This window comes from Paenibacillus sp. RC67, assembly GCF_030020805.1.
Taxonomy (GTDB): domain Bacteria; phylum Bacillota; class Bacilli; order Paenibacillales; family NBRC-103111; genus Paenibacillus_S.
Map to the genome: position 1 here is coordinate 7,903,352 of NZ_CP125098.1, position 25,637 is coordinate 7,928,988.

Annotated in this window: 28 protein-coding genes and 1 pseudogene; 2 read left to right on the forward strand and 27 right to left on the reverse strand. The window is 46.0% G+C overall.

The features are described 5' to 3' along the window. Positions 1 to 48: 48 nt before the first annotated feature. The 11 genes from QMA13_RS35985 to QMA13_RS36035 form a co-directional block, all read right to left on the reverse strand. Positions 49 to 747, reverse strand: a complete 699-nt coding sequence (locus QMA13_RS35985) for a Crp/Fnr family transcriptional regulator (RefSeq protein WP_282938617.1) — start codon at positions 745 to 747, stop codon at positions 49 to 51. Positions 748 to 805: 58 nt separating this feature from the next. Further along, positions 806 to 1,231: a DMT family transporter gene (locus tag QMA13_RS35990; protein ID WP_282938618.1), complete on the reverse strand. Its 426-nt coding sequence runs from the start codon at positions 1,229 to 1,231 to the stop codon at positions 806 to 808. Positions 1,232 to 1,429: 198 nt separating this feature from the next. Beyond that, a complete protein-coding gene (locus tag QMA13_RS35995) occupies positions 1,430 to 2,530 on the reverse strand; it encodes a threonine aldolase family protein (protein ID WP_282938619.1) in 1,101 nt (366 codons plus the stop codon). A gap of 72 nt (positions 2,531 to 2,602) precedes the next feature. After that, positions 2,603 to 2,779: a helix-turn-helix domain-containing protein gene (locus QMA13_RS36000; RefSeq protein ID WP_282938621.1), complete on the reverse strand. Its 177-nt coding sequence runs from the start codon at positions 2,777 to 2,779 to the stop codon at positions 2,603 to 2,605. Positions 2,780 to 3,087: 308 nt separating this feature from the next. Continuing rightward, entirely contained in the window at positions 3,088 to 3,822 is a 735-nt protein-coding gene (locus tag QMA13_RS36005) for an SDR family NAD(P)-dependent oxidoreductase (RefSeq protein ID WP_282938622.1), read from the reverse strand. A 136-nt stretch (positions 3,823 to 3,958) separates the two neighbouring features. After that, a complete protein-coding gene (locus QMA13_RS36010; protein ID WP_282938624.1) occupies positions 3,959 to 4,765 on the reverse strand; it encodes an SDR family NAD(P)-dependent oxidoreductase in 807 nt (268 codons plus the stop codon). A 231-nt stretch (positions 4,766 to 4,996) separates the two neighbouring features. Continuing rightward, positions 4,997 to 5,599 carry a class I SAM-dependent methyltransferase gene (locus tag QMA13_RS36015; protein ID WP_282938626.1) on the reverse strand — a complete coding sequence of 201 codons (603 nt, stop codon included), beginning with the start codon at positions 5,597 to 5,599 and terminating at the stop codon, positions 4,997 to 4,999. Between the two features lie 187 nt (positions 5,600 to 5,786). After that, positions 5,787 to 6,251: a phage tail protein gene (locus tag QMA13_RS36020; protein WP_282943703.1), complete on the reverse strand. Its 465-nt coding sequence runs from the start codon at positions 6,249 to 6,251 to the stop codon at positions 5,787 to 5,789. A 150-nt stretch (positions 6,252 to 6,401) separates the two neighbouring features. Beyond that, complete coding sequence (rlmH, locus tag QMA13_RS36025) at positions 6,402 to 6,881, reverse strand: 23S rRNA (pseudouridine(1915)-N(3))-methyltransferase RlmH (RefSeq protein ID WP_028550624.1); 480 nt, start codon at positions 6,879 to 6,881, stop codon at positions 6,402 to 6,404. A gap of 134 nt (positions 6,882 to 7,015) precedes the next feature. After that, positions 7,016 to 7,183, reverse strand: coding sequence for a CxxH/CxxC protein (locus QMA13_RS36030; RefSeq protein WP_282938629.1), 168 nt, complete (start codon positions 7,181 to 7,183; stop codon positions 7,016 to 7,018). A 35-nt stretch (positions 7,184 to 7,218) separates the two neighbouring features. Further along, positions 7,219 to 8,454 (reverse strand): S1C family serine protease, encoded by a 1,236-nt coding sequence (locus QMA13_RS36035; RefSeq protein ID WP_282938631.1) that lies wholly within the window; start codon positions 8,452 to 8,454, stop codon positions 7,219 to 7,221. Positions 8,455 to 8,665: 211 nt separating this feature from the next. Here QMA13_RS36035 and QMA13_RS36040 point away from each other — a divergent pair, with 211 nt between their 5' ends. Continuing rightward, complete coding sequence (locus QMA13_RS36040; protein ID WP_282938633.1) at positions 8,666 to 8,893, forward strand: hypothetical protein; 228 nt, start codon at positions 8,666 to 8,668, stop codon at positions 8,891 to 8,893. Here QMA13_RS36040 and QMA13_RS36045 read toward each other — a convergent pair. From QMA13_RS36045 to QMA13_RS36070, 6 genes are all read right to left on the reverse strand, one after another. Beyond that, positions 8,862 to 9,665, reverse strand: a complete 804-nt coding sequence (locus QMA13_RS36045; protein WP_282938634.1) for an MBL fold metallo-hydrolase — start codon at positions 9,663 to 9,665, stop codon at positions 8,862 to 8,864. The two genes, QMA13_RS36040 and QMA13_RS36045, sit on opposite strands and share 32 nt — an antisense overlap. 33 nt (positions 9,666 to 9,698) lie before the next feature. Then, on the reverse strand, positions 9,699 to 10,436 hold the full coding sequence (gene yycI, locus QMA13_RS36050) for a two-component system regulatory protein YycI (RefSeq protein ID WP_282938636.1): 738 nt from the start codon (positions 10,434 to 10,436) through the stop codon (positions 9,699 to 9,701). Positions 10,437 to 10,454: 18 nt separating this feature from the next. Further along, positions 10,455 to 11,732, reverse strand: coding sequence for a YycH family regulatory protein (locus QMA13_RS36055; protein WP_282938638.1), 1,278 nt, complete (start codon positions 11,730 to 11,732; stop codon positions 10,455 to 10,457). After that, positions 11,729 to 13,555: a cell wall metabolism sensor histidine kinase WalK gene (gene walK, locus QMA13_RS36060; protein WP_282938640.1), complete on the reverse strand. Its 1,827-nt coding sequence runs from the start codon at positions 13,553 to 13,555 to the stop codon at positions 11,729 to 11,731. The genes QMA13_RS36055 and walK overlap by 4 nt, the downstream gene beginning before the upstream one ends. A 4-nt stretch (positions 13,556 to 13,559) precedes the next feature. After that, on the reverse strand, positions 13,560 to 14,276 hold the full coding sequence (gene yycF, locus QMA13_RS36065) for a response regulator YycF (RefSeq protein WP_282938642.1): 717 nt from the start codon (positions 14,274 to 14,276) through the stop codon (positions 13,560 to 13,562). 179 nt (positions 14,277 to 14,455) lie between these two features. Next, positions 14,456 to 16,012 carry a peptidoglycan DD-metalloendopeptidase family protein gene (locus tag QMA13_RS36070; protein WP_282938644.1) on the reverse strand — a complete coding sequence of 519 codons (1,557 nt, stop codon included), beginning with the start codon at positions 16,010 to 16,012 and terminating at the stop codon, positions 14,456 to 14,458. A 181-nt stretch (positions 16,013 to 16,193) separates the two neighbouring features. On the opposite strand from QMA13_RS36070, the gene QMA13_RS36075 reads away from it, so the two are divergent. Further along, a complete protein-coding gene (locus QMA13_RS36075) occupies positions 16,194 to 16,454 on the forward strand; it encodes a hypothetical protein (RefSeq protein WP_282938646.1) in 261 nt (86 codons plus the stop codon). A gap of 98 nt (positions 16,455 to 16,552) precedes the next feature. Here QMA13_RS36075 and QMA13_RS36080 read toward each other — a convergent pair whose 3' ends face one another. The 10 genes and pseudogenes from QMA13_RS36080 to ssb form a co-directional block, all read right to left on the reverse strand. Beyond that, a complete protein-coding gene (locus QMA13_RS36080; RefSeq protein WP_282938648.1) occupies positions 16,553 to 17,299 on the reverse strand; it encodes a hypothetical protein in 747 nt (248 codons plus the stop codon). A 155-nt stretch (positions 17,300 to 17,454) separates the two neighbouring features. Beyond that, positions 17,455 to 18,738, reverse strand: a complete 1,284-nt coding sequence (locus QMA13_RS36085; protein WP_282938650.1) for an adenylosuccinate synthase — start codon at positions 18,736 to 18,738, stop codon at positions 17,455 to 17,457. Positions 18,739 to 18,930: 192 nt separating this feature from the next. Next, positions 18,931 to 20,271 carry a replicative DNA helicase gene (gene dnaB, locus QMA13_RS36090; RefSeq protein WP_481858270.1) on the reverse strand — a complete coding sequence of 447 codons (1,341 nt, stop codon included), beginning with the start codon at positions 20,269 to 20,271 and terminating at the stop codon, positions 18,931 to 18,933. A 105-nt stretch (positions 20,272 to 20,376) separates the two neighbouring features. After that, positions 20,377 to 20,823: a 50S ribosomal protein L9 gene (gene rplI, locus QMA13_RS36095; protein ID WP_282938654.1), complete on the reverse strand. Its 447-nt coding sequence runs from the start codon at positions 20,821 to 20,823 to the stop codon at positions 20,377 to 20,379. Continuing rightward, positions 20,820 to 22,781: a DHH family phosphoesterase gene (locus QMA13_RS36100; RefSeq protein ID WP_282938655.1), complete on the reverse strand. Its 1,962-nt coding sequence runs from the start codon at positions 22,779 to 22,781 to the stop codon at positions 20,820 to 20,822. Before QMA13_RS36100 ends, rplI begins: the two co-directional genes overlap by 4 nt. Before the next feature lie 22 nt (positions 22,782 to 22,803). Next, complete coding sequence (locus QMA13_RS36105; RefSeq protein ID WP_282938656.1) at positions 22,804 to 23,727, reverse strand: DUF2232 domain-containing protein; 924 nt, start codon at positions 23,725 to 23,727, stop codon at positions 22,804 to 22,806. 5 nt (positions 23,728 to 23,732) lie between these two features. Further along, positions 23,733 to 24,035: a MazG-like family protein gene (locus tag QMA13_RS36110; RefSeq protein ID WP_282943704.1), complete on the reverse strand. Its 303-nt coding sequence runs from the start codon at positions 24,033 to 24,035 to the stop codon at positions 23,733 to 23,735. A gap of 54 nt (positions 24,036 to 24,089) precedes the next feature. Next, complete coding sequence (locus QMA13_RS36115) at positions 24,090 to 24,506, reverse strand: CBS domain-containing protein (protein ID WP_282938658.1); 417 nt, start codon at positions 24,504 to 24,506, stop codon at positions 24,090 to 24,092. Positions 24,507 to 24,819: 313 nt separating this feature from the next. Next, positions 24,820 to 25,106, reverse strand: a pseudogene (gene rpsR / locus QMA13_RS36120) (30S ribosomal protein S18). Positions 25,107 to 25,126: 20 nt separating this feature from the next. Then, positions 25,127 to 25,618, reverse strand: coding sequence for a single-stranded DNA-binding protein (gene ssb, locus QMA13_RS36125; RefSeq protein WP_282938660.1), 492 nt, complete (start codon positions 25,616 to 25,618; stop codon positions 25,127 to 25,129). Between the last annotated feature and the right edge of the window lie 19 nt (positions 25,619 to 25,637).

The window sequence follows — 25,637 nt, forward strand, 5'->3', positions numbered from 1 at the left end:
ACGTTGTATACTGCCATATGTTGCTCTCCCCATCTAAATCGGGCATCCCTATTCGTAAATATTGCGATTCGCCCGCGCATTTAGTCCCTCTCTGTTCTTAACTAGAATAAATCCTTTATTCCGCTCAACCAGACCCTCCGTACAAAATTGCTGAATCACCCGATTCAAATGCCTGTAGCTGGTTCCAATCAAGTTCGCCGCATCTCCTAGACTGGCTGTGCTTAGCTGCCCTTGAAATTGAGAGTCGGATTCATCAAAAGAAACAGATAATAAGTAACTGGCCAACCGCACCTCTACTGGATACATCAGATTAAAGCTCAATGAGTTGGATTTAATGAAAAACTTTTGTGAAATAATTTTCAACAAAAATTGCAGCAAGGGTGAGTAATCTGACGCGTATTTCTTCAGCCAGCGGTAATGGATACCGATCATATAGACGGAGGAGACGGCCTCAACCGTATTAAGAATATCCGTACCCTGAACGTATTCAATATCTCCAACTGCATCCAACGGTTTTTTAAAAGAGAGAATTAGCGTTTTGCCTTCTGAAGAGGTGGTATAGATTTTAATCTTCCCTTTAACCAGCACATACAAATACTGTGAAGTCTCACCACAGGTGCAGATCACCTCTCCTTGATTGAAGCTGTAAAGCGACAAATGGGGCATTACATGCTCATTAAAAATAGATTCAATTTGATGAAGTTGCAAAAAATGATCGAGCTGCTCACGATCTTTAATTTCTTTCATGACTCGGTTTCACCTCCAGCCTTTAACATTAATCTAGCGGAAGATTATGCAATTGCAATTATAGACCTAGTATCACCACGCCAGCTACCATTATCCCGATGCCAATGAACTGCGGCAGCTTCATCCTCTGCTTAACCATGCCAAACCATCCGTTAATATCGATGATAAAGGTCAGACTTAGTTGAGCAATCAATACAATAGATAGGGTCAGAGTAACGCCAATCTGCTGGATTGCTGTGACATTGCTATAGACAATGACGGCTCCAAAGGCGCCGCCGATCAGATACAACGGTTTTACTTCTTTAAGCTTTCTCCACTGTCCATCCCTGACCAGGATCGTAATTAGCAAAGCCACAATGAATCCAGTCAATTGAGTCATAGCGGCTGTCTGCCAAGTGCCAATCCCCTGACTAATCCGGGAGTTAGCTACTCCTTGCAGAGCTATAAAAGCCCCTCCTAGACACGCGAACAGACTCCCTTTCATAGTCTCACCCCTCACTTAAGACTTCTCTATTATTAAAGGATAGATTCAGGTGGTTTGAGAAGGACATATGTCCTCAATGAAAAAATATCTTTTGTGGTCTGTACTATATAGGCGGCTGCTTGATCTGGGCAGCAAAAAGACCCTTCTGATTGAGATTACAGAAGGGCTTATGCCTGTGGAGCTCCTAGTATTAGCATTCTATAGGTTTAGATTGGCTTTCATTTTCTCATTCAGCATTTGAAAGACGTTCCGCAACTTTTCTTTTGGAAGTTCTGCGTACCTATCTCCGATACTGACCTCATAATAGCAAGTCGTCTCGCTCGTTGCTTTCACATTAGAGGTCAATCCAACCCCGGTCTCTTCGTAAACGGCAATTAAGATAGCTTCCATAGCCTCTTTCGGCATGGCAGCATGAACATGAAACATATTGGATACAGGTATAATAGGTCTCGTCGTAAGCGCATCGCATTCGTTATAGAACGAAGCCAGCTCCATTGCTTCATGATAGTACTGATCCATTTTGGACAATCTATCCTGAAGGTACTTATCTGCGCTGACGATATATGGATATAAGCTGATTAAATCACCGCCGTGGCGTCTTTTCCACACTTTCGATTGACTCACAAATGCCTCGTCCCCCGCAAGAATCGCACCCGCTACCCCGCCAATTCCTTTATACAAGGAGACATAAACACTATCAAATAAGCTGCAAATCTCGGCAGCCGTTTTTTTATAGTATGGCAAGATCTCGTACAGCCTCGCACCATCGAGATGCAGCCTAATCCCTTTATCTCGGCAATGGGCAGCTATGGCTACCAAATCCTCATACGCCGGCAGCTGTCCACCGATCTCACGCTGAGGCAGCTCTAGCAATAAACAGGCTATCTCTTCCTTCATCTGCAGAACGTCATTCAACTCGATCGTTCTTTCTTTATCCGCGAGTAAGACAGGTTCAATATGATGCAGTGCCTTCAACCCATCCTCCTCGTGAATCTCCAGATGACATAATGGATGGTAGGCTACTTTTTTAAGCTGCTTTTCATCGCACCATATACGCAAGGCAATTTGCTGGGCCATGGTACCGCTAGGAAAAAAGACAGCTGACGCTTTGCCTAGGTAATCTGCCATTTTGTTTTGAAATCCTTCTATGATTTGCCCGGTTCCATACATATCGCTATCCGTCGAGCCATCAAATCCGTCCAAAGCTTCCTTCAGCACTTGAACGGTTCTTTTTCCATGGCCAGCAAGCGGATATTTTGTGTGGTTATAAGCGTCTTTTAAAGAATAGTTATTGCTCATTTTGCCTTCGGTTACTCCTTTTATTCAAGTCTAACATCTTTTATAATTCCGCTTACTTAGCGTAATGTTCTCCTATTCACTATTCAGCTTTTTATAAAGATTTGCTAGCTGGGTCCGCTCCTGTTCCGTTAACTTTTCGAATAAATCTTTACGCAGCCTTTGCCCCTCGAGTGATGCTCTTTTAAGGACATCGGTACCTTTATCGGTAATGCCCAAATAAATAATTCGACGATCAGACTCATCCACCATTCTAACGGCTAATTCCTTAGCGACAAGCTTTTCCGATAAATAACTGAGCGTAGGGGGGTAAGTCCTAATATTTTTGCAATGTCCGAGGGCCGGCTCTTTCCGTTGTTCTTAAGATGGCCGAGCACAAGAACATGAGAGATACCGAGGTCCTCATTGAATGTTTTGTTCCACTGGATAATCATTTGATTGGTGAACTTATCCATATTGTGTATGAGTTCGAAAAGGGTCTGTTCTTCCATAAAATCCTCCTGGGTAAAATAAACGATAGCCCTTAATTAATATTAAGGGCTATCCTATAATCTTACACGTTATTGAGCTGAGTATCCACCATCTATGACTATTTCTGAACCTGTAATGTACGAGGATTCATCTGAAGCCAGGAACAGCGCTGCTTGGGCAATATCAATGGCTTGGCCTAAACGCTGCAGAGGCGTTGCCTGGATTAATCGGCCCAGCAAGTCCTTTGAGGTACTTAAAGCTTGAGTCATTGGCGTTTCAATGATCCCAGGGAATAGAGCGTTTACCCGAATGCCTTGACGGCCAAAGGTTGTAGCAGCCGCTTTAGATAAAGCGCGTACCGCGCCCTTAGATGCCGAGTAGTGATTAAAGCCTTGTCCGATCAAAGCCGTGTACGAAGAAATATTGATGATGGAGCCTTTCTTTTGGGCTGCCATATAAGGAGCAACATGCTTCATGCCTGCGAATGGACCAAAGCCATTTATCGAAAGCATTTTCTGCCAATCCTCAGCATTGATTTCCTCAAATGGTTTCTCCGAAGAGATGCCTGCATTGTTGACAAGAATATCAATTTTGCCAAAACGATCATGGACTTCCTTGGCCAGCGCCTGCCAATCTTCATCCGAAGCGACATTTAATTTCATTCCGTAAATGTTCTGTTTCTGACTTACTTTCTCAAGTGCTGCCTCATTAATATCTGCGGCGATAACAATGGCGCCTTCTTGTGCAAACAGATCACCCATGCTTTCGCCAATACCCGAAGCTCCGCCAGTAATAATAGCTACTTTATTGTCTAATCTCCCCATAGTACATGCTCCTAACGTAATTTGATTGAACCGCCGTCCACCCTAATGGTGTGGTTGAACGTTGTCAGTCATTTTCCTCTTGTAGTGGCTCATTATGCTTTTCGCTTCAATTTTCGGTTGTAGGTTTCAGCTGCTATTAACGCTCTGCCATTTTCATAAATGATTCGAAATCAGGGACGGTTGGGTTGGCAATATAATGTCCGCCCTCTACTTGTATGGTTTGTCCAGTAATAAACTTGGATTCATCTGAAGCCAGGAACAGAACAGTATGTCCAATATCATCCGGTTCTCCGTGATAAGGCAGCGCGTTATATTTCGCGAAGGTATCCAATACCTCCGAAGGCATATTATTCTTGGCGGCCGGCGTCAGAATCAATCCAGGCGCGACTGCATTACAACGAATGTTATTCTTCCCATATTGGGTAGCAATATATTTAGTAAGATTTACGACAGCTGCCTTCGATGCCCCGTATGCAACCCGAACAGCATCTCCAGTAAAGCCCGCCATGGAAGCTGTATTGATGATCGAGCCTCCACCAGTATTCATCATATGAGGGATAGCGAATCTGCATCCCAATAATACGCTCTTTAAATTAACATTCATGAGCCGGTCCCACTCATCAAGATCAACGTTAAGAATATCTAGGTCCTTCCTGAGGTTGGTCGAACCCACATTGTTGAATAGGCTCGTTATTTTACCATATTGTTGTACCGTAAATTCAACAGCTTCCTTGATCGAATCTCCATCTCCCGCATCAAGAAATACGCCCACTGCTTCGCCACCTTGGGCTTTAATATTCTCAGCGGCTTCTATTGCACCATTCGTATTAAAATCCGCAATGACTACTTTAGCTCCTGCTTTTGCCATTAGGTTAGCCGTGGATAAGCCTATGCCTGAAGCCCCTCCAGTGATAAGCGCCACCTTGTCTTTCATTCTCTCCATTAGTAGGCTCCTTTCTTATAGAAACTCATAACTAGAGTATGCTCGATATTTCTATGTCTAATTGTTAGATATCTAATTATTAGATATCTAGATAATATCAGAATATTTATTCCAGTGCAACGGAGGAACTTGGAATATCCATTCGCTGAATTTCGCGTCTAACGGCAAAAAAATAAGGACACCCTTGTGGGTGCCCAAATCTACTAACGGGATAATTTCTGCATAAAAAGCTTATTTTTGAGAATCAAGAATAAACATAGATGCATCTTGCCCCATGAATATTTTACTTCCATTATAAAAAATTTTGGATTGAATATCCCTGTACCCTATTTTAGTCATAATGTCAGTTAGCTTTTCTTGATTAAATCCGTTATGAACGATATCTGAAACTATGTTTTCATTTTCATTAAAATCTACGATTAGTAAATGTCCTCCTTCATTTAGAACATCGAATAATCTTGATAATACCAATTCAACATCATTAATATGGAGGAGGACCTGAGCCATAAAAATATAGTCAGCATGTAAATCCTGTAGACCTTCCTTTTCAAAATCAAAGCATAATGTATCTACATTCTGAATATTAAATTCAGAGATTTTTTGCTTTATTTGATTAATCATATTTTGTGATGTATCCAGAAAAAGCATAGAATTAAACTCGTTTAACAAGTTCATTCCGACTAGACCCGTTCCACACCCAAAATCAATAGCATTCTTACTTTTAGCGTCAACTAAATATTCACGGATGGCATCTGATGATACCTTTGCAATATGAATTCTTTCAGAAGTGTCATATATATTTGCTATCATTTCAAACTTATCCGTATTTCCCATTATTACCTCTCCCATCTGCCTTAAAAAATCTATTCGCAGCATCTTTATATCCTGCCGCAAAAAGCCCGATTGCGCCAACTTGCCCGCCGAGCGTGGCCTATTCCAAGCCCATGCCCTGCAATGCGCCTTTCCAAGCCTTCTGACAGACCACAATGGCTAGATTCCTCCATTTGCACCTTTGCTTGCTTTAATATTGTCCTTTAATTACAAAATACGAACCCCGAATGGTTCCGGCTAGTTTAGATTTCTGCCTAGCAAACTTAAACTTCTCTTCTAGCTCCTTTGGTACGTCCATCCCCTCAGAAAGCTTAAAACCAACGGCCCGCTTCTTAGGGTCATCAACCGTATACATGACATTCACCGCAAGCCCGTCCTCATAAAAGACGTAGGTAAATTTTATATTTTCCACTTGAAAACGCGATGTTTCTAAAGGTTTGGCCGCAAACGCAATATTTCGTTCTTCTTTCAAAATTCGGTTTACATAATCAAGGCTCTCCTGACTATCGCTAGCTGGTACAACCGTAAATTCATGCTTGTATTTGGTCATAAAGTAACGGGCTTCATTAGCACGTAAACCAGCAAGCGCTTCTACTACAGGTGAAGACTCTAAACCAACCGTAGACACATTTTTAAAATCAACGATATACGACATTTTCATTCCCCGTTTCCTCTCAACTATTTCCCAAAAATAGAAATTTCATTATCTTCTTGTCTACCAAATATTATACCAAAAATAATTCAATATAAACGTTCACGTCTGGGATATGATAAACCCCGTTGTTTCCCCGTATTAAAATTTGTGTCACTTATGATACGGTTCCCCCCGCATAATCTTAAACGCCCTATAAATCTGCTCCACCAGCACCAGCCGCATCAGCTGGTGCGGCAGGGTCATGCGCCCGAACGACAGCTTCAGTTCGGCGCGTGCCAGCACCGCGGGGGCTAGCCCTAGCGAGCCCCCAATGACGAAGGCCACGTGGCTGCGCCCATACGTGGCCAGGCCCTCCACATGCCGCGCGAGCTCATCGCTCGATAGCGGCTTGCCGTCAAGAGCGAGCGCCACGACGTAGGCGTCGCTCTTGATCTGCGCGAGGATGCGTTCGCCCTCGCGTTGACGTACGAGCGCCTCCTCCGCGGCGCTCATGTTCTCCGGTGCCTTCTCATCAGGTACCTCGCTGATCTGCACCTTGGCATACGGCCCAAGGCGCTTGACATACTCTGCAATGCCCTGCACCAGATACGATTCTTTCAGCTTACCTACTGCGACAATCTGTATTTGCATAACCCACAACATCCTTTTCTCTCTTTTGTTATCAGTTTCTTTAAATCGCAATTATCGCCAGCAAAATAAAAAGAAGGCCCCGTCTTCATCCGAACGTAGGACCTCCTCCAACATACTTGCTTATCCTGCCACCGCTATACGACCAAGAACCTTGCACGCTCCATGCAGCGCTCACAATGCGCCGGAGGCTCCCAAGCCGGAAAGCGTGTTTCATCCAGGTCGACAATATCTGGAGCATCCTCGTATTCATCGACAAATTGATCAATAGCTAATTCCAAATGTTCTTTACACACTACATACATAATAAGACCCCATTCTTCTCTGTGTACTTCCTCTGTTACCGGTCAGTCAGCTCAGCCATCGTGACCGTAGCCGTTGCTTTTTTACCGGCACGGTAATAGGTAATGCTGATTTTATCACCGATCTTTTTCTGGCTGTAAATGTACTTGCGCAGCGCAAGCGTACTGTCTACCGGCTTACCGTCCAGCTCGACGATAACATCATTGGTTTTCAAGCCGGCATCCTTCGCTGGTCCGGTCGCATCAATAATGATAATACCAGTTTTCACATTCGCAGGCAGCTTTAATACTTCGGTCCCTTTAAAAGATTGCAAATTTTGCGTCACAACACCGATATAGGGCCTTTTAATCTTATGATCTTTAATCAACGTATCCAGAACCGGTTTGACTGAATTGATAGGAATAGCGAAGCCAAGCCCTTCGACTCCCATGTCCGCTACCTTCAATGTATTGATTCCAACGACCTTACCTTCCAAATTCACCAAGGCTCCGCCGCTGTTTCCCTGATTAATGGCCGCATCTGTCTGGATAACATCCATCTCCCAATCATACTCTCCTTGTTGGCCTAGGGAAACCGGTATCGTGCGTTTAGGCCAGCTAATAATCCCTCTAGTTACACTTGGAGCAAAGCCCAGACCTAAAGGGTTGCCTACCGCAATCGCCGTTTCTCCAGCTTTCAATGCATCAGAATCCCCGAATTCAGCTACCTGCTTAATCCCGCTTCCGTCCATCTCCAGCACCGCCAAGTCGGTCATTTGATCTCGACCTAGAAGAGTAGCCGTCTTCCGTTCCCCGGTCGATGTCACTACCTCTAACTGATTGAAGCCCTCCACTACGTGATTGTTCGTCACGATACGGACCTTATCTCCCGCCTTTTGAAAGAGGATGCCGGAACCGAGTCCTACAGCTCCCGACATAACACTTTTGTCGCTTTCCTTGTTGGATGCAACGACGCTAATGACGGTAGGACTCACTTTAGCTGCCGCACGAACAACGGAATCGCTTGCGAGCTGCTGCTCATCTAGTGCACCCGCCGAGCTGCTCGACTTACCAGCATCTGTAGAAGCAACAGCCGGAAAAGCCTGATCCGTGGTCTTGCCCCCTGTTCCGAATAGGAGTACCAGCGCCAGCATCACAGCCGCTCCACCAAGCGCAGGCAGCAGCCAAGGGGCGTTAAGCACTTTTGACCGGTTTCCGCCTTGCTTGCCTGGTGGCGTCCACCCATTCCATCGCGAAACCTTAGTGGAATAAAAATCATCATCGAACAGACTCATCGCAACCCGCTCCCTTCTCTGCCTCAATGCAGAGCCGCCATTCTAGTAATCTTTCAAACTTTTACGAAATAATAGGAATGTTTTACCCATCGTAAGACTAGAATAAGAGTATGAACCCGGTAGCAATCCTACAGAAGCACACCCGGCCGTAAACTCTGTTGCTTCAAGGGGAGCGCCCAAAACTCGTTTTCCGGAAAGGATGCCGAACCCTATGAATCGTATTTCCAACCATTTAGAACAAGTAGATTTGATTGCCAAGGTAGCCGACTTGAAGAACGCCCATTACCAGAACGCACTGCTAGTCAGCGCCTTGATCGAAGTACTCGTAGAAAAAGGAATTATCACCGCTCAGGACATTGCATCGATGTCCAAACAATTAGACGCAGCTTTTACTCCCGAACCGGAGCTTACTCCTCATCCAAGCGATCCCACTCCGTAGCGCGGTCATAATATGTATCCATCAGCCGGGCGCGGTGGTCGTCAGCAGCGAGTCGCTCTTCTACTACACTATTCACCGTCAGCCTGGCCAAATCCATCATGTTATGATCCCGACTCAAGTGAGCCAGATAGACTCTTTTTGTTCTGGAAGTCATGATATCGACAAGACCGATCCCAGCAGCTTCATTGGATAAATGCCCCAAGTCACTTAGGATACGCCGCTTAATATTCCATGGATATTTCCCCATCCGCAGCATCTCGATATCATGATTGGACTCCAATATCAGCGCGTCGCTGTCTTGAATTTTCTCTTTCACCTTGGAGCTCATATATCCTAAATCGGTAGCCAAGCTCAGCTTTTGATCCTCATGATAGAAGCAGTACCCCACCGGTTCCGCTGCGTCATGAGAGATGCCGTACGATTCCACCTGCAGGGAGCCAAAATTGCGCACCTCTCCAGTTTCCATCACACATCGCTTGTCATCAGCAATCTCACCGATATGCTTATTCAGCTCTTCCCAAGTCTTCTCATTCGCGTATACTGGCAAATCGTATTTTCGCGCTACAGCGCCTAAGCCTTTAATATGGTCCGCATGCTCATGCGTCACCAGAATCGCATCCAGCTCTGAGGCAGCCATGTCTTTCTCCTTCAGCAGCTGATCGATCTTCTTGGCGCTGAGCCCTGCATCGATTAATACTTTACCCTCATCTGTCGCAACCACCAGCGCATTCCCTGTAGAACCGCTGGACAATACTGTAAAGCGCATCCCCATAACTCTAAACTCCCATCCTACAACCTGCAAAAGCTACTTTTTGTTTTTTTGCGGCGGATCAACCGCCCCGTTCAAAGCATGAACATAATAGATTTCCCCATTGCCGACAACCCGCCAGTAAGGCACCAAAAACATGGTTTGGGAATTAAACGTCTGCCCATGGTACCCCAGCTTGATGCTGCTGACGACCGTTCCGCTCGGGAAATAATTTTCAATCAGACTGCCAAGCACCGTGTAAGGGGAAATGACCTTCTGTTCCTTCTGATCCCCCTCCTGCTTAACGTCCGCGTATTCTTGACGATAGGCTACGATCATCCCGTTTTGTTCCGTAAGCTCAAGCCTTACTTCGAACATCGGGTACGCTCCGTACAGCTCATGAAATACATAGGTTCCATTAGCACTTAGAACCGGGTCATATAAATATTTATCCATATTCGGAATAGCAGCCCGCGCAGCGGCATCCTTAGATGTCCCTTTGCTTAGCAGAGGACTGTATTTAAACGGCATCTCCAGCGGAACCGGTTTGTCCATCGTCAGCTTCTCATCGAATTGAACGACAATCTCCTTCATACGCGGTACTTCCTTAGGCATTTCTGCATTAATCTGAATATTCTTGCTCTTCATTAGCCGCTGAATCTCTTCTGTTGAGCTTGCTGTAGAGGGATCGAACTCCAGAAGGTCCGAACGGGTCGTCCACAGCTGGTAGCCGAGCACCAAATTCAGTAAAAAAAACGAAAGGATCAATATAGTTTTAGCTCGACTCCAGTCCATGGGTTCCCTCCTTCATTCTTATTCCAAAAACTCATACGTGCCGTCTCTTAGCTCCACCGTCCATGCAGGCACTAATTCCATCTTTTGTTCCCCTACGATCGGGCGATATCCCGGAAATATGGAGATCACCGCATTTTTCTTCGGATATTGGTTCAGCTTGGCATCGAGCACTTCGCCATAGCTTAGCGATACTTCTTTGCTCATAACCCCTTGAGAGTCCGGAATAATCGTTGATCGCTCATAGCTTGAAACGATGCCCTTTTGCAGCACCATCTTTATAAATCCAATATTTTCACTGTGTTGATTTATAATCGGGAGTGATCCGTAATACTGCCTGAAAATGAAAGCCTGGTTCACAGGAAGTAACCGCTGCGGCACCTTTTGCACCCCAAACTGGCCATTCCAGCCTCCGTGCTGATTGACGAACTGCACCGCCGAAATTAAATTCTCCTGCACATCGATCTTACTGTCAGCCGGTGCGACCGGGTCAGAGTAAATAAGCCAATGCTGGTCGTTTTTCAACTGCAATCCCCGCTTCGCATCGGTATAAATCTCCGTACCGTCCCATTCCGACAAGTTCCTTGTTATAGCTGGGTCCACGAAGAACGTCCGCTTCAGCTGATCGCCTGTAAATTGAGTGTAGGTAAGTTTGTAGCTGGGGAATGTGATCGGCTTGGTCGGCAAATAAAAATCACTGTCGACTTTATACGGAACCGTGCCTTCCACTGCCATCAAGCGTTCAATATCTTTAGCGGAAATATCCGCCTTCTGCACCTCATACACCGTGCTGGCCGTATCCGTGAACAATATTGTACGAACCTCGTCCTTCGCTTCTCTGGCGATAATCCAAATCCGCGTAATAATATCGTTATCCGTAGGCAAATCGCCTTTCAGCTGCATAATGCGTTGTAAAATATTAATCGGCACTCCATCGCGGAAAAACAGCTCAATCCCCTGCTGTTTACCCCGAACCTCATCCAGATTCATGTTTAAGGCGGAGACCGTTGTTTTGCGAAATCCCGAAAGTGTCCTCTGCTTCACACTATCCAGCACTTGATTGTAAGCGGCCGTATTCGGATACAGCACCGTATGCACCTGATTCCCCATATGAAGAACAACTTGATCCGCGAACAATAAGTCTTCCAGCTTGGCCTGCGTGCCAATTGGGTCTGTTTTTACATAGTCTTGTTGAACAAGAGGATCAAACTTCGGAGAGCTATAGGACAGGTAGTACGTTTGTACCAAGCTAAGCCCGACAAGGAGCACCAGCAGCCATGTTTTCAGCTTATCGATCATATCGCAGCCTCCTCCATTGTGTAAGGAAGCGTGAAGGTGACCTTCGTTCCTTGTCCCAATTCGGACTCAAGCAAAATCGTTCCTCCATGTGCCCTTACTATTTCCCGGGCAATCGATAGACCTAGTCCAGTGCCTCCCATACTGCGCGATCTTGCCTTGTCCACCCTATAAAACCGTTCAAAAATACGGTTCAAGTCCTTCTTAGGAATACCGATGCCCGTATCCTGCACATTAACTTCCAGCAGATTGGGCTCAGGACGGTGAGCACGAATCGAGATATGCCCCCCATCCGGCGTATACTTGATCGCATTAGAAACCAGATTGTCGAGCACTTGATCGATACGATCCCGATCCAGCATTATTTCATCTACAGAAGGCTCTACATCCATTTCTATCTCAATGCCACGATGCTCCATTTGGAATGAGAAGCGGTCTGCCACTTCTTCCAGCATCTCTTCAACATCCGTCAATTCTCTGCTTATAATAGCCTGCTTCGAATCGAGGCGTGACAGCTGCAATAAGTCCGTTACAAGGCGAATCATTCGTTCGGTTTCATTGCGCGTTACACTGACGAATTTGCCTGCCAGCTTGGGCTCTTCTAACGCTCCGTCCTCCAATGCCTCCAGATAGCTCTTTATCGTCGTCAACGGGGTTCTGAGCTCGTGTGAGACGTTAGCAACGAACTCCCGCCGGGATTCCTCCAGCTTCTCCTGATCCGTTACGTCCTGAAGCATCGCAATGGTGCTTGCCGAACCCTTTTCCTTACTGTAAACCGTCGTAAAGCTAACTCTAACGGACAAATGCTCCTCTTCAACTTCATGAAAAAACTGCAGCATCATCGTCGAATCCTCGACCGTTTGATGCTCCCTCATCGTTTCTCTAGTTATACCGAGTACCTCCGGAAGTGGTCGTCCCAGCGTCGTATCTTCATTCAACTGAAGAATTTGCTTCGCTCTCCGGTTGATGACCATCACTCTTCCATCATCGTCGGTTGCAATCAGCCCATCATTCATGTTGGTCAAGATGGAAGCCAGCTTCTCTTTTTCCTCTTCATTCAACGACAAGGCATCCTTAAGCCGCTCCATCATAAAATTGAACGTTTGCCCAAGCTGTCCGATCTCGTCCTTACCCAGCACAGGAACTTTGTCATTAAATCGTCCCTCAGCAACAGCTGTAGCCTGCCGGGTTATCGCTTTAATTGGGCTGGTAATCGTAGCGGAGAGCATGATGCCCAAGGCAGCCGTCAAACCAAGAGCAATAATAGTACCCGTAATAAGAAATTGATTAATCCGGTTGATCGTATTATACAGCTCTTCCATTGAGGCAATGATGTAAACTGCGCCGTTGACTTTAACTCCCGAAGCGACGGGCTTCGTTATAATCATTTTGCGAGCGCCGTCAAAATCGGTGAACATCCGCTGATTGTCCTTGATTCCCTGCAGAGCGCGAGTGACCTCGGGCTGCGTATTCTTTTGTCCTATAATAGCCTGATGCGTTACCATCGAAGTGGTCAGAACAAATCCGTTCTGGTCAATGACCTGAATCTCCGATCCGCTGTTAGCGAACAGCTTGTTCACCACATCGTTCATCTCGGCATTCTTCTTAGTATCTCCTTGCGGGGTCTCCTCGTTTAAGTACTTCTCCACCCACTGAGTTAGCAATGCTGCCTGGATATTATGAGATTCAATAAAATCGTTTTTAAAATAGCTTTCCAGCGTCCTGACAAAATAAACCCCGATCAGCTGCATCGCTATAAGGATCAACAGCACATAGATAATGATGATCTTCGCTTGAATGGATTGAAAGAAACGAATTCCTTTCATGGCGTCAGAAGCCTCCGTTTTTCGGATTTCTCATCATATATCCCAGCCCTCTGCGGGTCAGTATATATTCAGGACGGCTCGGATCATCCTCGATTTTTTCCCTAAGCCGGCGAATCGTTACATCGACCGTTCTGACGTCACCGTAATATTCGAAACCCCAGACTGCCTGCAACAAATGCTCCCGGGTCATCACTTTACCGCTGTTTTTAGCCAAGTACTGCACCAGCTCGAACTCCCGATGCGTCAGATCCAACGCAGCTTCATCCTTATATACGACATACATATCGGTATCGATAAACAAGCCTTGAATACGAAAGCCTTGCCTTGCTTCAGCTTCCGCCTGTGGGGCATTCTGCGCTTTCGTTTGCCGCCGCAAATGCGCTTTCACACGAGCCAGCAGCTCGCGTGTTCCAAAGGGCTTGGTCACATAATCGTCAGCCCCAAGCTCTAACCCAAGCACTTTATCAATTTCATTATCCTTGGCTGTCAGCATAATGATGGGTGTATTGAGCCGAACACGCACTTCACGGCATACATCCATCCCGTCTTTCACCGGAAGCATGAGGTCGAGCAGAATCAGATCCGGCTCTTCCTTGAAGGCAAGCTCAACCGCCGTCCCTCCATCGTAAGCACAGATGACGTCATGCCCTTCCTTTTCCAAGTTAAACTTCAATATATCCGCAATCGGTTGTTCATCATCGACAACGAGTATTTTCGCCATTTCTTTCGATCACCGCCTATGAACAAACTTAACCTAAATGACCTTCTTTACCCAAATAACTGTATTCCTATCTTACCACACCTTGATGCAAAAAGAGACATGGTCAAGCAGGTTTCCCTGCTTTTTCCATGCCTCTTTTTCTGCAAATAGTATCTCTTATATAAACGATGAATGAGTGCTTAACGACTCAGATATTTCAAAGGATTTTGCGGTGAATCACTTTGCTGAACTTCAAAATGCAAGTGAACTCCAGTGGAATCGCCTGTACTGCCCATATAACCGATTTTTTCGCCCTTCTCGACGATTTTGCCGACACTTGTATAGATCTGACTCAAATGCCCATAAAGCGTCTTATAACCGTTCATATGGTCAATGATGATGCAATTGCCGTAACCGCTTTTTACGCCGGCAAAGATGACTTTACCGTTATCGGATGCCATAATATTTTTGTTAGGAGACGTTAAGTCGACTCCTTTGTGGAACACGCCCCACCGGGTACCGAATGTACTCGTAATGGTGGAAGATAGGACCGGCCAAGCGAATTTCCCCGAGCCTTCACCCTTAATGACCTTCGTTCCTTTACGTACAACAGCTTTGATCGGTTCTTGAGTCACTTGCTCGCTCAGCACCGTTTCATCTGTCATCAATCCGTTTACTTTCGTAACCTGGATCATGACCTGTTTCATTCCATTCTGGCCTTGTTTAATAACTTGTGTAGTCCCTGCACGCATGCTATCGTCCGTCTGATATTCCGTATCATACTGAATCTCTTGGGACTCGGCAAATTTCTCCACTGTTCGTACAGCAAGCTTTGGCTGCAATACGGTTAAGTCGAGCTGTTGGCCTACTTTAATCATATCATCGCTAATGTTAGGGTTATTCTGATAGATGACCTGCTTTGGAATATCGAGCTTCTTAGCTATGCAGGATACGCAATCGCCCTTTTCAACTGTATACTTGGTCGGCTGCACGTCCCCGGTCTCCAGCTTTTTCTTAAGCTCCTCCGGACTCATGACATCCTGTGGTTGAATCTTGATTTCTTTCAACTCTACCTTTTGTACGAACTCTACCTTTTGTAATTCTACTTCAGCAGGTGCTGCTGGTGACGCCGATAGAACTCTGACTTTCCCGGAGTCTTTCTTCTTCTCTAGCGCTGTGCTCTTAATATCCTCCAACAACTGGTCCGCCGTCTGTTCATCCTTGAGGACACCCATCGGGTTTCCATCAACAACAAGCTCGGTTCCAACCGGATAGGCTGTAACCGAATCAGCTACTTTTTCCAATACCTTTTGATCATTCGTCTCCGGCATGAAAACCCTTTCAACCTGGAATGTGACCTCAGGCTCCTTGACCTTCATCCGAACAAACGAATTATTCGTCAGCTCTTGCGTCTTCGCTTGCTTAGCTTCTTCTACTTCTGTCGTATTCTCGACGGTTCCGACGTCTTCCCCATCAATAGAAACGTGGTACACATTTTTCAATCCTGCATGTACAAATGTATTGCCACCCCATACTACTGCGGTAACTACGCCCAATACAGAGATGGTCTTAACCAAAGTCCATTTATGTAAAAAAGAATTATTATTCGTTTGTTGAGCAACTGGCTCTATTTGATCTTCCGTTGTTGGCTCGACTCTCGTCTTGGCAGTCAAGTTGCGCAATTGAATGGAAGAGAGCTTCTGCTTGGACTTGTCCAATTTCTCCTTGATCCAACTCATTCCCTTGAAAACTGTCATAATCTACTCCTTTTAAGCCGTTTTCTACGAAAAATACATAAATAAACCTAAAACTAGGCACAATAACCATATAAGATGACTCCTTTTATCAATTTACCACAATTCGTCTTCTTTTTTCAACAATATTCACGGGTCTGTGAGTCAAATCCACAGTTTCGTGGCAGGGGTGTGAAGTAAAACAATGGAAAACATAACGGCATTTTTCAAAAATAGCTCGGATATGAATCTAGCGGCGGAGGCACTGCGTGAGCAAGGAGCCATAGATATCCAGCTGCATTCGGGGGAAAACGCTGCTTCAGATTCATTAAGCATGCTGTCACTTCTCCAATCCAGCCAGGAAAATAACGAGGAAATCTTCGGCTATGTGATGCAAGTTGTCGTCGAATCGTCCCGCTATCGGCAGGCGGAGGATACTTTAGCTTCTTTTGGAGGACAGCGTTAAAAGGATGGACGAACATAAACAAGCCCCGGCACATGGAGTGCCAGGGCATTTTCATTTACTCACAATCCAACATAGACGTTAGCAATCAAATTTCAGATCTATGGATCTACTTTTATCATAGCAAGCAGCTGCGCGTATTCATCAGGCTTCAAATATTTCTGCAGTATGCTCTCGATTTGCTTCAATTCTCCAGCTGTAATTCCATCTTCCATTAATGACGAGATGGTCTGCATTTCATTCTGAGGCACACGGGTTACGAGCATATTGAAAATTTTATTTTTCTCTTCATTGGACAGCTGTTCTTTCTTCTTGGTAAACTCCTCACTCGAAACAACAATCTTCTTATTATCCTCGACACCTGGTATCCCGCTTCCTGACTTATCTGTTGAGGCTTGACCGCTCTGTTGGCCAAACACGGCAATTGCGTCCTCAGGCGGTTTCTTGGTCGTCGAGCCGCCTCCTTTTGTCGAGGATGAGGAAGTATCGGAAGAATTCCCGTCCGTCGTTCCAGAACCGTTAGAGGCAGTAGAACTCGTGGAACCTCCATCGGCAACAGATCCTGATGCAGGAACATCAACCGGAGAATTACTTTTTGTAGCGGTAGAAGCCACTTTACGTTGAGAGGGGGCGACTGAATTTGGAGCGAATAAACCCGCCATTTGTTTACTCATTTGGCCTACGAACTGAGACCAATTAGGTGTCGCGCTTACAGCCGACTTTAGATTATACTGCTCCAACAACATATCCGCATAAGTGCTCACAGCCCAAAAGGTAGAGGCGATACAGACCGTAGACGTAATCAGCGCGCTCAAAACCAGCTTCAGCAACCATTGTATTCCTTTCATATTCCACTTCTCCCGTCAGACTATTATGCATCTCCCTCATTCAGTATTGACGACATTAGTTAAAAACAACCATAGGATAAGGAAACTTTACGGTTCAAAAACAAAAAACCTCTGAAGCCTTAGATACAAGACTTCAGAGGTTCGTATAGTTAATCTTAGTAGATAGATTTTACGAGGTTCGTTTGCTCACGGTTACGACCTACAGAGAAGATAGCAATCGGAATACCTGTCAGCTCGGATACGCGCTCAACATAACGTCTAGCATTAGCCGGCAAATCCTCCAGCTTGCGAACGCCTGTAATGTCTTCACTCCAGCCTGGAAGCTCTTCATATACAGCTTCGCATTCTGCCAGCATATTCAGGCTCGCAGGGTAATGCTCGATCACTTCACCACGGAATTTATAAGAGGTACAAATTTTTACCGTTTCCAGTCCAGCCAGAACGTCCAATGAGTTCAAGGACAATCCTGTAATTCCGCTTACGCGGCGAGCATGACGTACAACAACGCTGTCGAACCAGCCGACACGACGTGGTCTGCCTGTCACTGTACCGTACTCGTGGCCTTTTTCACGAATCCAGTTCCCTGTTTCGTTATGCAGCTCTGTAGGGAAAGGACCATCGCCGACACGAGTGGTATAGGATTTGGCAACACCGATGATTTGCTTAATTTTCGTCGGACCTACTCCGGAACCGATACATACGCCGCCAGCAGAAGGGTTCGAAGATGTAACATACGGGTACGTTCCTTGGTCGATATCCAGCATAACGCCTTGTGCGCCTTCGAACAGCACCTTTTTACCGTCGTCGATCAGATCATTCAGCACAACCGAAGTATCCGTAACGTAATGACGAATACGTTCAGCGTAGCCAAGGTATTCGGTGATAATAGCTTCAGCATCCAAGCCTTCGCCATTGTATACTTGTTCGATCAGAACGTTCTTCTCAGCAACCAGATGGCGAACTTTACGTTCGAATTCCTTCGCATCCATCAGGTCGGCAATACGAATACCGTTTCTTGCCGCTTTATCCATATAGCAAGGGCCGATCCCCTTGCGTGTCGTTCCGATTTTATTATCGCCTTTACGCTCTTCTTCCAGTCCGTCCAACAGCAAATGATACGGCATAATAACATGTGCACGATCGCTGATTTTCAGGTTGTCTGTCGTAAAGCCGTTCTCGTGAATATATGCGATTTCTTCGAGCAATGCGCCTGGATTAATAACCATACCGTTACCAATAACGCATACTTTATCATTGTAGAAAATGCCCGATGGAATCATCGTCAATTTATATTTCTTTTCGTCAATTAAAATCGTATGGCCAGCATTGTTACCGCCTTGGTAACGTGCTACCACTTCAGCAGATTCAGCAAGGAAATCTGTAATCTTCCCTTTTCCTTCATCGCCCCATTGGGTTCCTACAACCACTACCGTAGACATGCACATAACCCCCATCAGGTGAGTTTCACCTTCACCTATAATTGGCCAAAAGGCCTTAAGCACCATGAATATTTTATCAGTCTGCTAGTGCAAAGTCAACAAAAAACGAACAATGCTACAGGGGCTTGTAGCATTGTTCGGAAATCATTCATATATGCTAGTTTCATATGTTCCCCGTGCAACATGGTGCTTTTAGCTGGCAGACTCCTGATGGGTTCTATCCAGCCCGACGAACTTATTGAAGTTTTTCAAGAAGGCAAGCTCTACGGTTCCAACGGGACCATTCCGCTGTTTAGCGATAATAATCTCAATAATATTTTTCTTCTCGGATTCTTTATCGTAGTAATCGTCGCGATACAAGAAAGCGACGATATCGGCATCTTGCTCGATCGAACCGGATTCCCGCAAGTCAGACATCATCGGACGTTTGTCCTGACGCTGCTCTACGCCACGGCTAAGCTGGGACAGAGCGATAACTGGAACGTCAAGCTCACGGGCGATTTGCTTAAGCGTACGTGAAATCTCTGATACTTCCTGCTGACGGTTGTCACCTTTACCGCGACCGTGGATGAGCTGGAGATAGTCTATCAGAATCATACCAAGTCCCCTCTCCTGCTTCAGCCTACGGCATTTAGCGCGAATATCGGCAACAGTAACCGACGGGGAATCGTCGATATAAATGTTGGCCTCAGACAAAGCGCCGATCGCCATCGTCAGCTTCTCCCAGTCATCCGACTCGAGGAAGCCTGTCCGCATACGTCCTGCATCCACATTAGCCTCGGCACAAATCATACGCTGAACGAGCTGGGCGGCACCCATCTCCAAACTGAAGATAGCGACGGTCTCCTTCTCGCGCACACCTACGTTTTGCGCGATATTCAATGCGAACGCCGTCTTACCTACAGAAGGACGGGCCGCTACAATAATTAAATCCGACCGTTGAAAGCCGGACGTCATCTTGTCCAAATCTTGGAATCCTGATTTGACACCGGTCGTTCCCCCTTTATTGTTATAAAGGAACTCGACCTTATCAAACACTTCCATCAGAACATCACGTATGGCGATGAAGCCTGTACTCGAGCGGCGCTGTGAAATCTCAAGGATCCGCTTCTCTGCATCGCTCAGTAAGTCGCCTACATCATCTGTGGCAGCATAGCCTTCAGTTACAATATTCGTTGCTGCGCGAATCAACCGCCGCAGCATCGACTTCTCTTCTACGATCTGCGCATAGTAGTCGATGTTCGCCGCTGTCGGCACTGCATTCGCAAGCTCCGACAAGTACTTGATCCCGCCAATCTCCTCGAGCTGCTGTTTGTTTTGCAGCAGCGCGGTGAGTGTGATCAAGTCTATCGGCTCATTCCCCTCCGCCAGCTCGATCATTGCCTCATAGATGCGTTGATGCGAGGTGCGATAGAAGTCATCGTTCGTGATGCGTTCCATCGCAGTGACTAACGAATCACTGTCAAGCAAAATAGCGCCGAGCACGGCCTGCTCGGCTTCCAAATTTTGCGGAGGGATTCGATCCATAAACATACCTTCGTTCAAGTTCGTCTCCTCCTAAACATTTCCTTGGGGAAAACTTAACTCATAAGCGCCGAACCACAAGGGATCAGCGCCTCAACTAATCGACTTAACAACTTATTCTTCCGCTGCATGAACCTTCAGCTTGGAAGTAACTTCTGGATGAAGCTTAACCGCTATCTCGGTTACACCTAACGTACGGATCGGCTCATCCATAATGATTTTACGCTTGTCCAGCTTGATTTTGTGCTGCTTTTCCATCTCTTCTGCTACTTGCTTGCTTGTAATAGCCCCGAACAGACGGCCGTCCTTACCGGATTTTGCTTTCAATTCTACAGTTAGAGACTCCAGCTTTTTACCCAACTCCACAGCGTCGGCCTTCTCCTGATCCTTCTTGCGCTGCTCCGCTTTTTTCTGAGTCTCCAATACTTTCATGGATGAATCGTTGGCAGGTGCAGCAAGCTGCTGCGGAAACAAAAAGTTATTTGCATACCCTTCGGATACGTTTTTAACTTCCCCTTTTTTTCCTTGGCCTTTTACGTCCTTCAGCAATATCACTTTCATTCGAAAAGCCCCTCCTCTGCTTCTATGTCACTTAAAATTTGTTTTAATCTTTCTTTTGCTTCACCAATGGTGCTTTCCAATTGGGTCGCTGCGTTAGTCAAATGACCTCCGCCGCCCATTCGTTCCATGACAACCTGAACGTTCATTTGTCCAAGTGATCTCGCACTGATGCCGATCAATCCGTCCGGACGTTCGCTTATGACAAAAGAAGCCATTACACCCGTCATAGTTAACAATGTATCAGCTGCTTGAGCAATGAGCAACTGAGAATATTTGCGATTTGGCTCTGTCACGGCCAGAGCGATGTGGTCATACAGGATGACCGCATTTTTAATGACCTCCGACCTCTGAATAAACGCGTCCAAATCCTCTTTCAGCAGCCGTTGGATCAACGACGAATCCGCTCCATTCCGGCGAAGGAAAGATGCAGCCTCGAACGTCCTGGCTCCCGTACGAAGACTGAAGCTCTTCGTATCAACGACAATCCCGGCCAGTAGTGCGGTAGCTTCCAGCACCCCCATCGTCAGACGGTCGTTAAAATACTGAAGCAGCTCCGTCACAAGCTCGCACGTGGAAGATGCATAAGGCTCCATATACACCAACGTCGCATCTTGGATGAACTCCTCACCGCGGCGGTGATGATCGACAACGAATTTCCGTTGCGTCTGCTGCAGCAGCTTCGGCTCCGCTACCATAGAGGCCTTGTGCGTGTCTACGACAACAGCCAGCGTACGTCCATTAGTGATCTGCATCGCCTGCTCCGGTGTAATAAACCAGCGGTTCAGCTTCTCGTCCTCATAGATCGTATCCATCAGCTTTTGAATCGAAGGATTCACACCTTCCAGGACGATATAGCCTTCCTTATTGCTTACGTGAACAGCCTTCAGTACCCCTATCGCCGCACCGATGGCATCCATATCCGGATAGCGATGGCCCATGATGATGACCTTATCGCATTCCTTAATCAAATCCCTTAGGGCATGAGATATGACTCTGGCCCTAACGCGAGTACGTTTTTCAATTGCATTGGAACGCCCACCGTAAAAAGAGAGCCTCTCCCCTACCTTAACGGCGACCTGGTCACCACCACGTCCCAATGCCATATCCAAGCTCGTCTGAGCGAGCTGTCCAAGCTCTGTTAGCGAATCTATGCCAGAGGCAATCCCTATGCTAAGCGTTAAAGGCAGTTTGTTCTCGATCGTTAAATCCCGAACCTCGTCCAATATTTCAAACCGGGACTGCTCCAACGATTTTAATCCTTTTTGATTCATTAATATCAAATAACGGTCTGACGCGGTACGCCGAAGATGAACGTTATTTTTTTGTGCCCATTCCGTAATCTCGCCGGTGACCCTCGCCATCATGATGCTGCGCGTTTGGTCGTCCATTCCTTGTGTTGCTTCATCCAGATTGTCCATCATGACAATCCCAATAGCGAGCCGCTCTTCCTCGTACCGAGCCGACAACGTCTTGTAATCGGTAATATCGGTGAAATAAAGCAGTCTTTCATCCGGCTTGACCTGCACAAGGTAAATGCACTTACCGACCGTTATTTCCAGCCTCAGATCCTTGTCCTTGCGTGTCTTTAAAGAAGGAAACAATTCGTTGACCGACTCGCCGATCAAAGTTTCTTTGCTGAGCATTTTTGCTACGAATGGATTGTGCCACTCCACAATCTTATCTTCGTTATAGAGCAGAATCCCTATCGGCAGCTCATGAACTACCTCATTGCCCGCCTTTTTAATCCGGTGGGACAGTGTGGTCACATAATGATTAAAATCTTTGCGAAACGCCTGTTCCGCCTGCAGTGTGTAGTAGGCTAATATAGCACATATAAACAAGGCGATCACACCGATCACCCATTGGTAAATCATCAAAATGAAAGTTAAAACGATCAAAAGAGCAAATATCCATACGATATGCAAGCCGTGCCATCGCTTTAACAGGAACTTTGGCATTCCACTCGCCCCTAATCCTTCATTATTTTCGCGTCATACGTTCACGGATCGGAAACGCTACATCAAAAACCCCGAGCATGCTGAAAATAAAATAAGCTGGCCAAAAAATAAGCAGCAGCACAATGCCGGCTATGGGCAATGTCCGATTCCAGCGATTCGTATGAGCCACGAAAAACAAAAACGCCAGAGCTTGAATTGCAAAAGCTGCTGTCAGCAAGGGAAGCAAATTAATCAATATGGTGAAAAATATGGAGTTCGTATCCTTGACGAAAAACTCCATAAACAAAGCAATCATATAGTACCAGACAAAAGAACGCGGCAGCATCCACTCCCGCATCGGTTTAAAGGCCGGAATAGCCTCGCCAGAACGGTTCAATAGTTTTCTGGACAACCAATGGGCAATGACCACGAGCACCAAGGACATGCCAATCATATAGAGCGGCAGCATTTGGCTCATCAATTGAATCAACATATCTTGATCCAAAGCGATCATACCTTTAAGCTGCTCCGGCAGCGTATTGATGCTCTCCTGCATGAATTGCTTGATTTTATCAATCAAATTAAGTCCAAACATGTAACTGACGATCAAGCTTAACAGCAGCTCCGCCAGCAAGGTCACTGTACCTACGGTCACTACCGAGCGTGCAGGTGCCCTCTTTTTATACAAATTCCCCATTTGAATAACAGGAGGCAAAAAGAACAGCGACATGGATACCAAAAGAATACCTGCCCACCCACCTAATACCGAGGAGGTCAACACATACACAATCGCAAGGCTCACGCCGTAATGCAGCAGAAACCGCTTCGTATCCAGCTTAACGAACTGTACAATCACCGGGATCATCAATAAACAAAATGTAATGATACTAAGCGGTGTAATCACCGAAAGGAGCAATAAGATCGTCGCTACGCTCCAGCCGAGCATTCGTACGGAACCTTTCCCCAACACCTTCACCTCTTACGCAAATGTTCTTCCAAAGCGGATATATCCCCGTACCATTCCTCTAACTGATGTCCATCTTGCCTATGCTTCTTCATTTTCTCCAAAACCGCTTCGTCTAAACTGTGCAATGAGATGCCGAGACGTCTTCCGAGAATGTAGCAGTAGGCAACCAGACTTGCTAGGCCGTCTACCATTTTGTGATGGCTGCCTTCCCATATGCCCTTTAACAAGTGTGCCACTTGATCGACAATCTCCGTTTTGAGCCATTCAATGATCTTGGCCCGCTTTGCCAAATCCATCTCCCGATCCATCATGGACAACTGCCCCTCTTTTAACGTGACACTTTAGTTAATTATACCACAATTCTATACCTTTTGTTCGGCCTGCCACAGTTTGAAGCAATAATCGATAATCTCTCTTCTGCGTATAATACCAATAAATACCTCGTTATCGTCGATGACGGGAACGTAGTTTTGGTTAGTTGCAAGTGTAATCAGATCCTGCATTTGCTGATCAATCCGAACCGGTTTAATGTTCATATGCTGTGGAACATCCTTCAGTTGGACTTTATGCGTATTTTCAAACCCGACCTCTGGGGAATGCTTCAGCTTCCACAGCAAGTCTCCCTCTGTAATGTTGCCTACATATTTCCCGCCCTCATCCACCAGCGGAACCGCTGAATAGCGGTGGTACTCCATTCGTTCCAATGCCTGACGCATCGTAGAATTCGGGGATAAATAAATAACGTCGTCTTTTGGCAGTAGAAAAAAAGCGATGTTCACTTGAAGCCACCCTTTCCAATCTAAACTTCCTTGGTGCCATACTCATTATCATACACTATGATTCAGAAGGAAGATATACAACGATCTTTTGGAGATCTTCCTCTATTTTACCAAAAGTTCAGACCGGCTTCATCTATCCACTCATCCAGATTTCGGCATTGGTTAAAGCTGTATGACCTAGCAAAATAACCTCACAGAGTGGAGCTCTTAGCTTCGAAGTCCATTCAGGACTTTGCGGGGACCTCGAAACTTATATATTCTTGTACGTCAAAAAAGACAGCTGGTTTCCCAACTGTCTTTTTCGATACAAAGCCTACTCCGTTGTGTATGGAAGCAACGCTACTTGACGGGAGCGTTTGATCGCAATCGTCAACATACGTTGATACTTAGCGGAAGTACCAGTGACACGACGCGGAAGAATTTTACCGCGCTCGCTGATAAACTTCTTCAGCGTTTCGATGTCTTTATAGTCAATGTGTTTAATTTTGTTTACTGTAAAGTAACACACTTTACGGCGTTTGCCGCCTTTTTTCCACCACGACCGCCGAATTTACGCTCGCCGCGCTCTTCGCCGCCGTTGTCTCTTCTTTGGAAACTCATCGAATTCAGTCCTTTCTACGTTAGAATGGCAAATCATCATCAGAAATATCAATCGGTTTTCCATCATCCTGGAATGGATCTTGATTATCACGTGGTCCGCCGTAGCGCTGTTGACTTTGGCTCTGTCCTTGGCCTTGCTGCCCTTGACTGTAGCCTCCGCCACCCATACCCTCTTCACGATTTGCACCGCTATTGGAAGATTCCAAGAAACGAACGTTATCGGCAATAACTTCGGTTACATATACACGTCGACCTTCGTTATTATCGTAATTACGTACCTGAAGTCTGCCTTCCACTGCTGCTAGACGGCCTTTACGCAAATAATTGGCACATGTTTCAGCAAGCTGACGCCATGTTACAACACTGATAAAGTCCGCTTCACGCTCACGTTGTTGGTTCGTAAAAGGACGATCCACTGCTAGCGTAAATGTCGTTACAGCAACGCCTGACGGGGTATAGCGCAATTCGGGGTCACGAGTCAGCCTTCCGATCAGAATCACACGATTTAGCAATCTAAAACCCTCCCAGCAT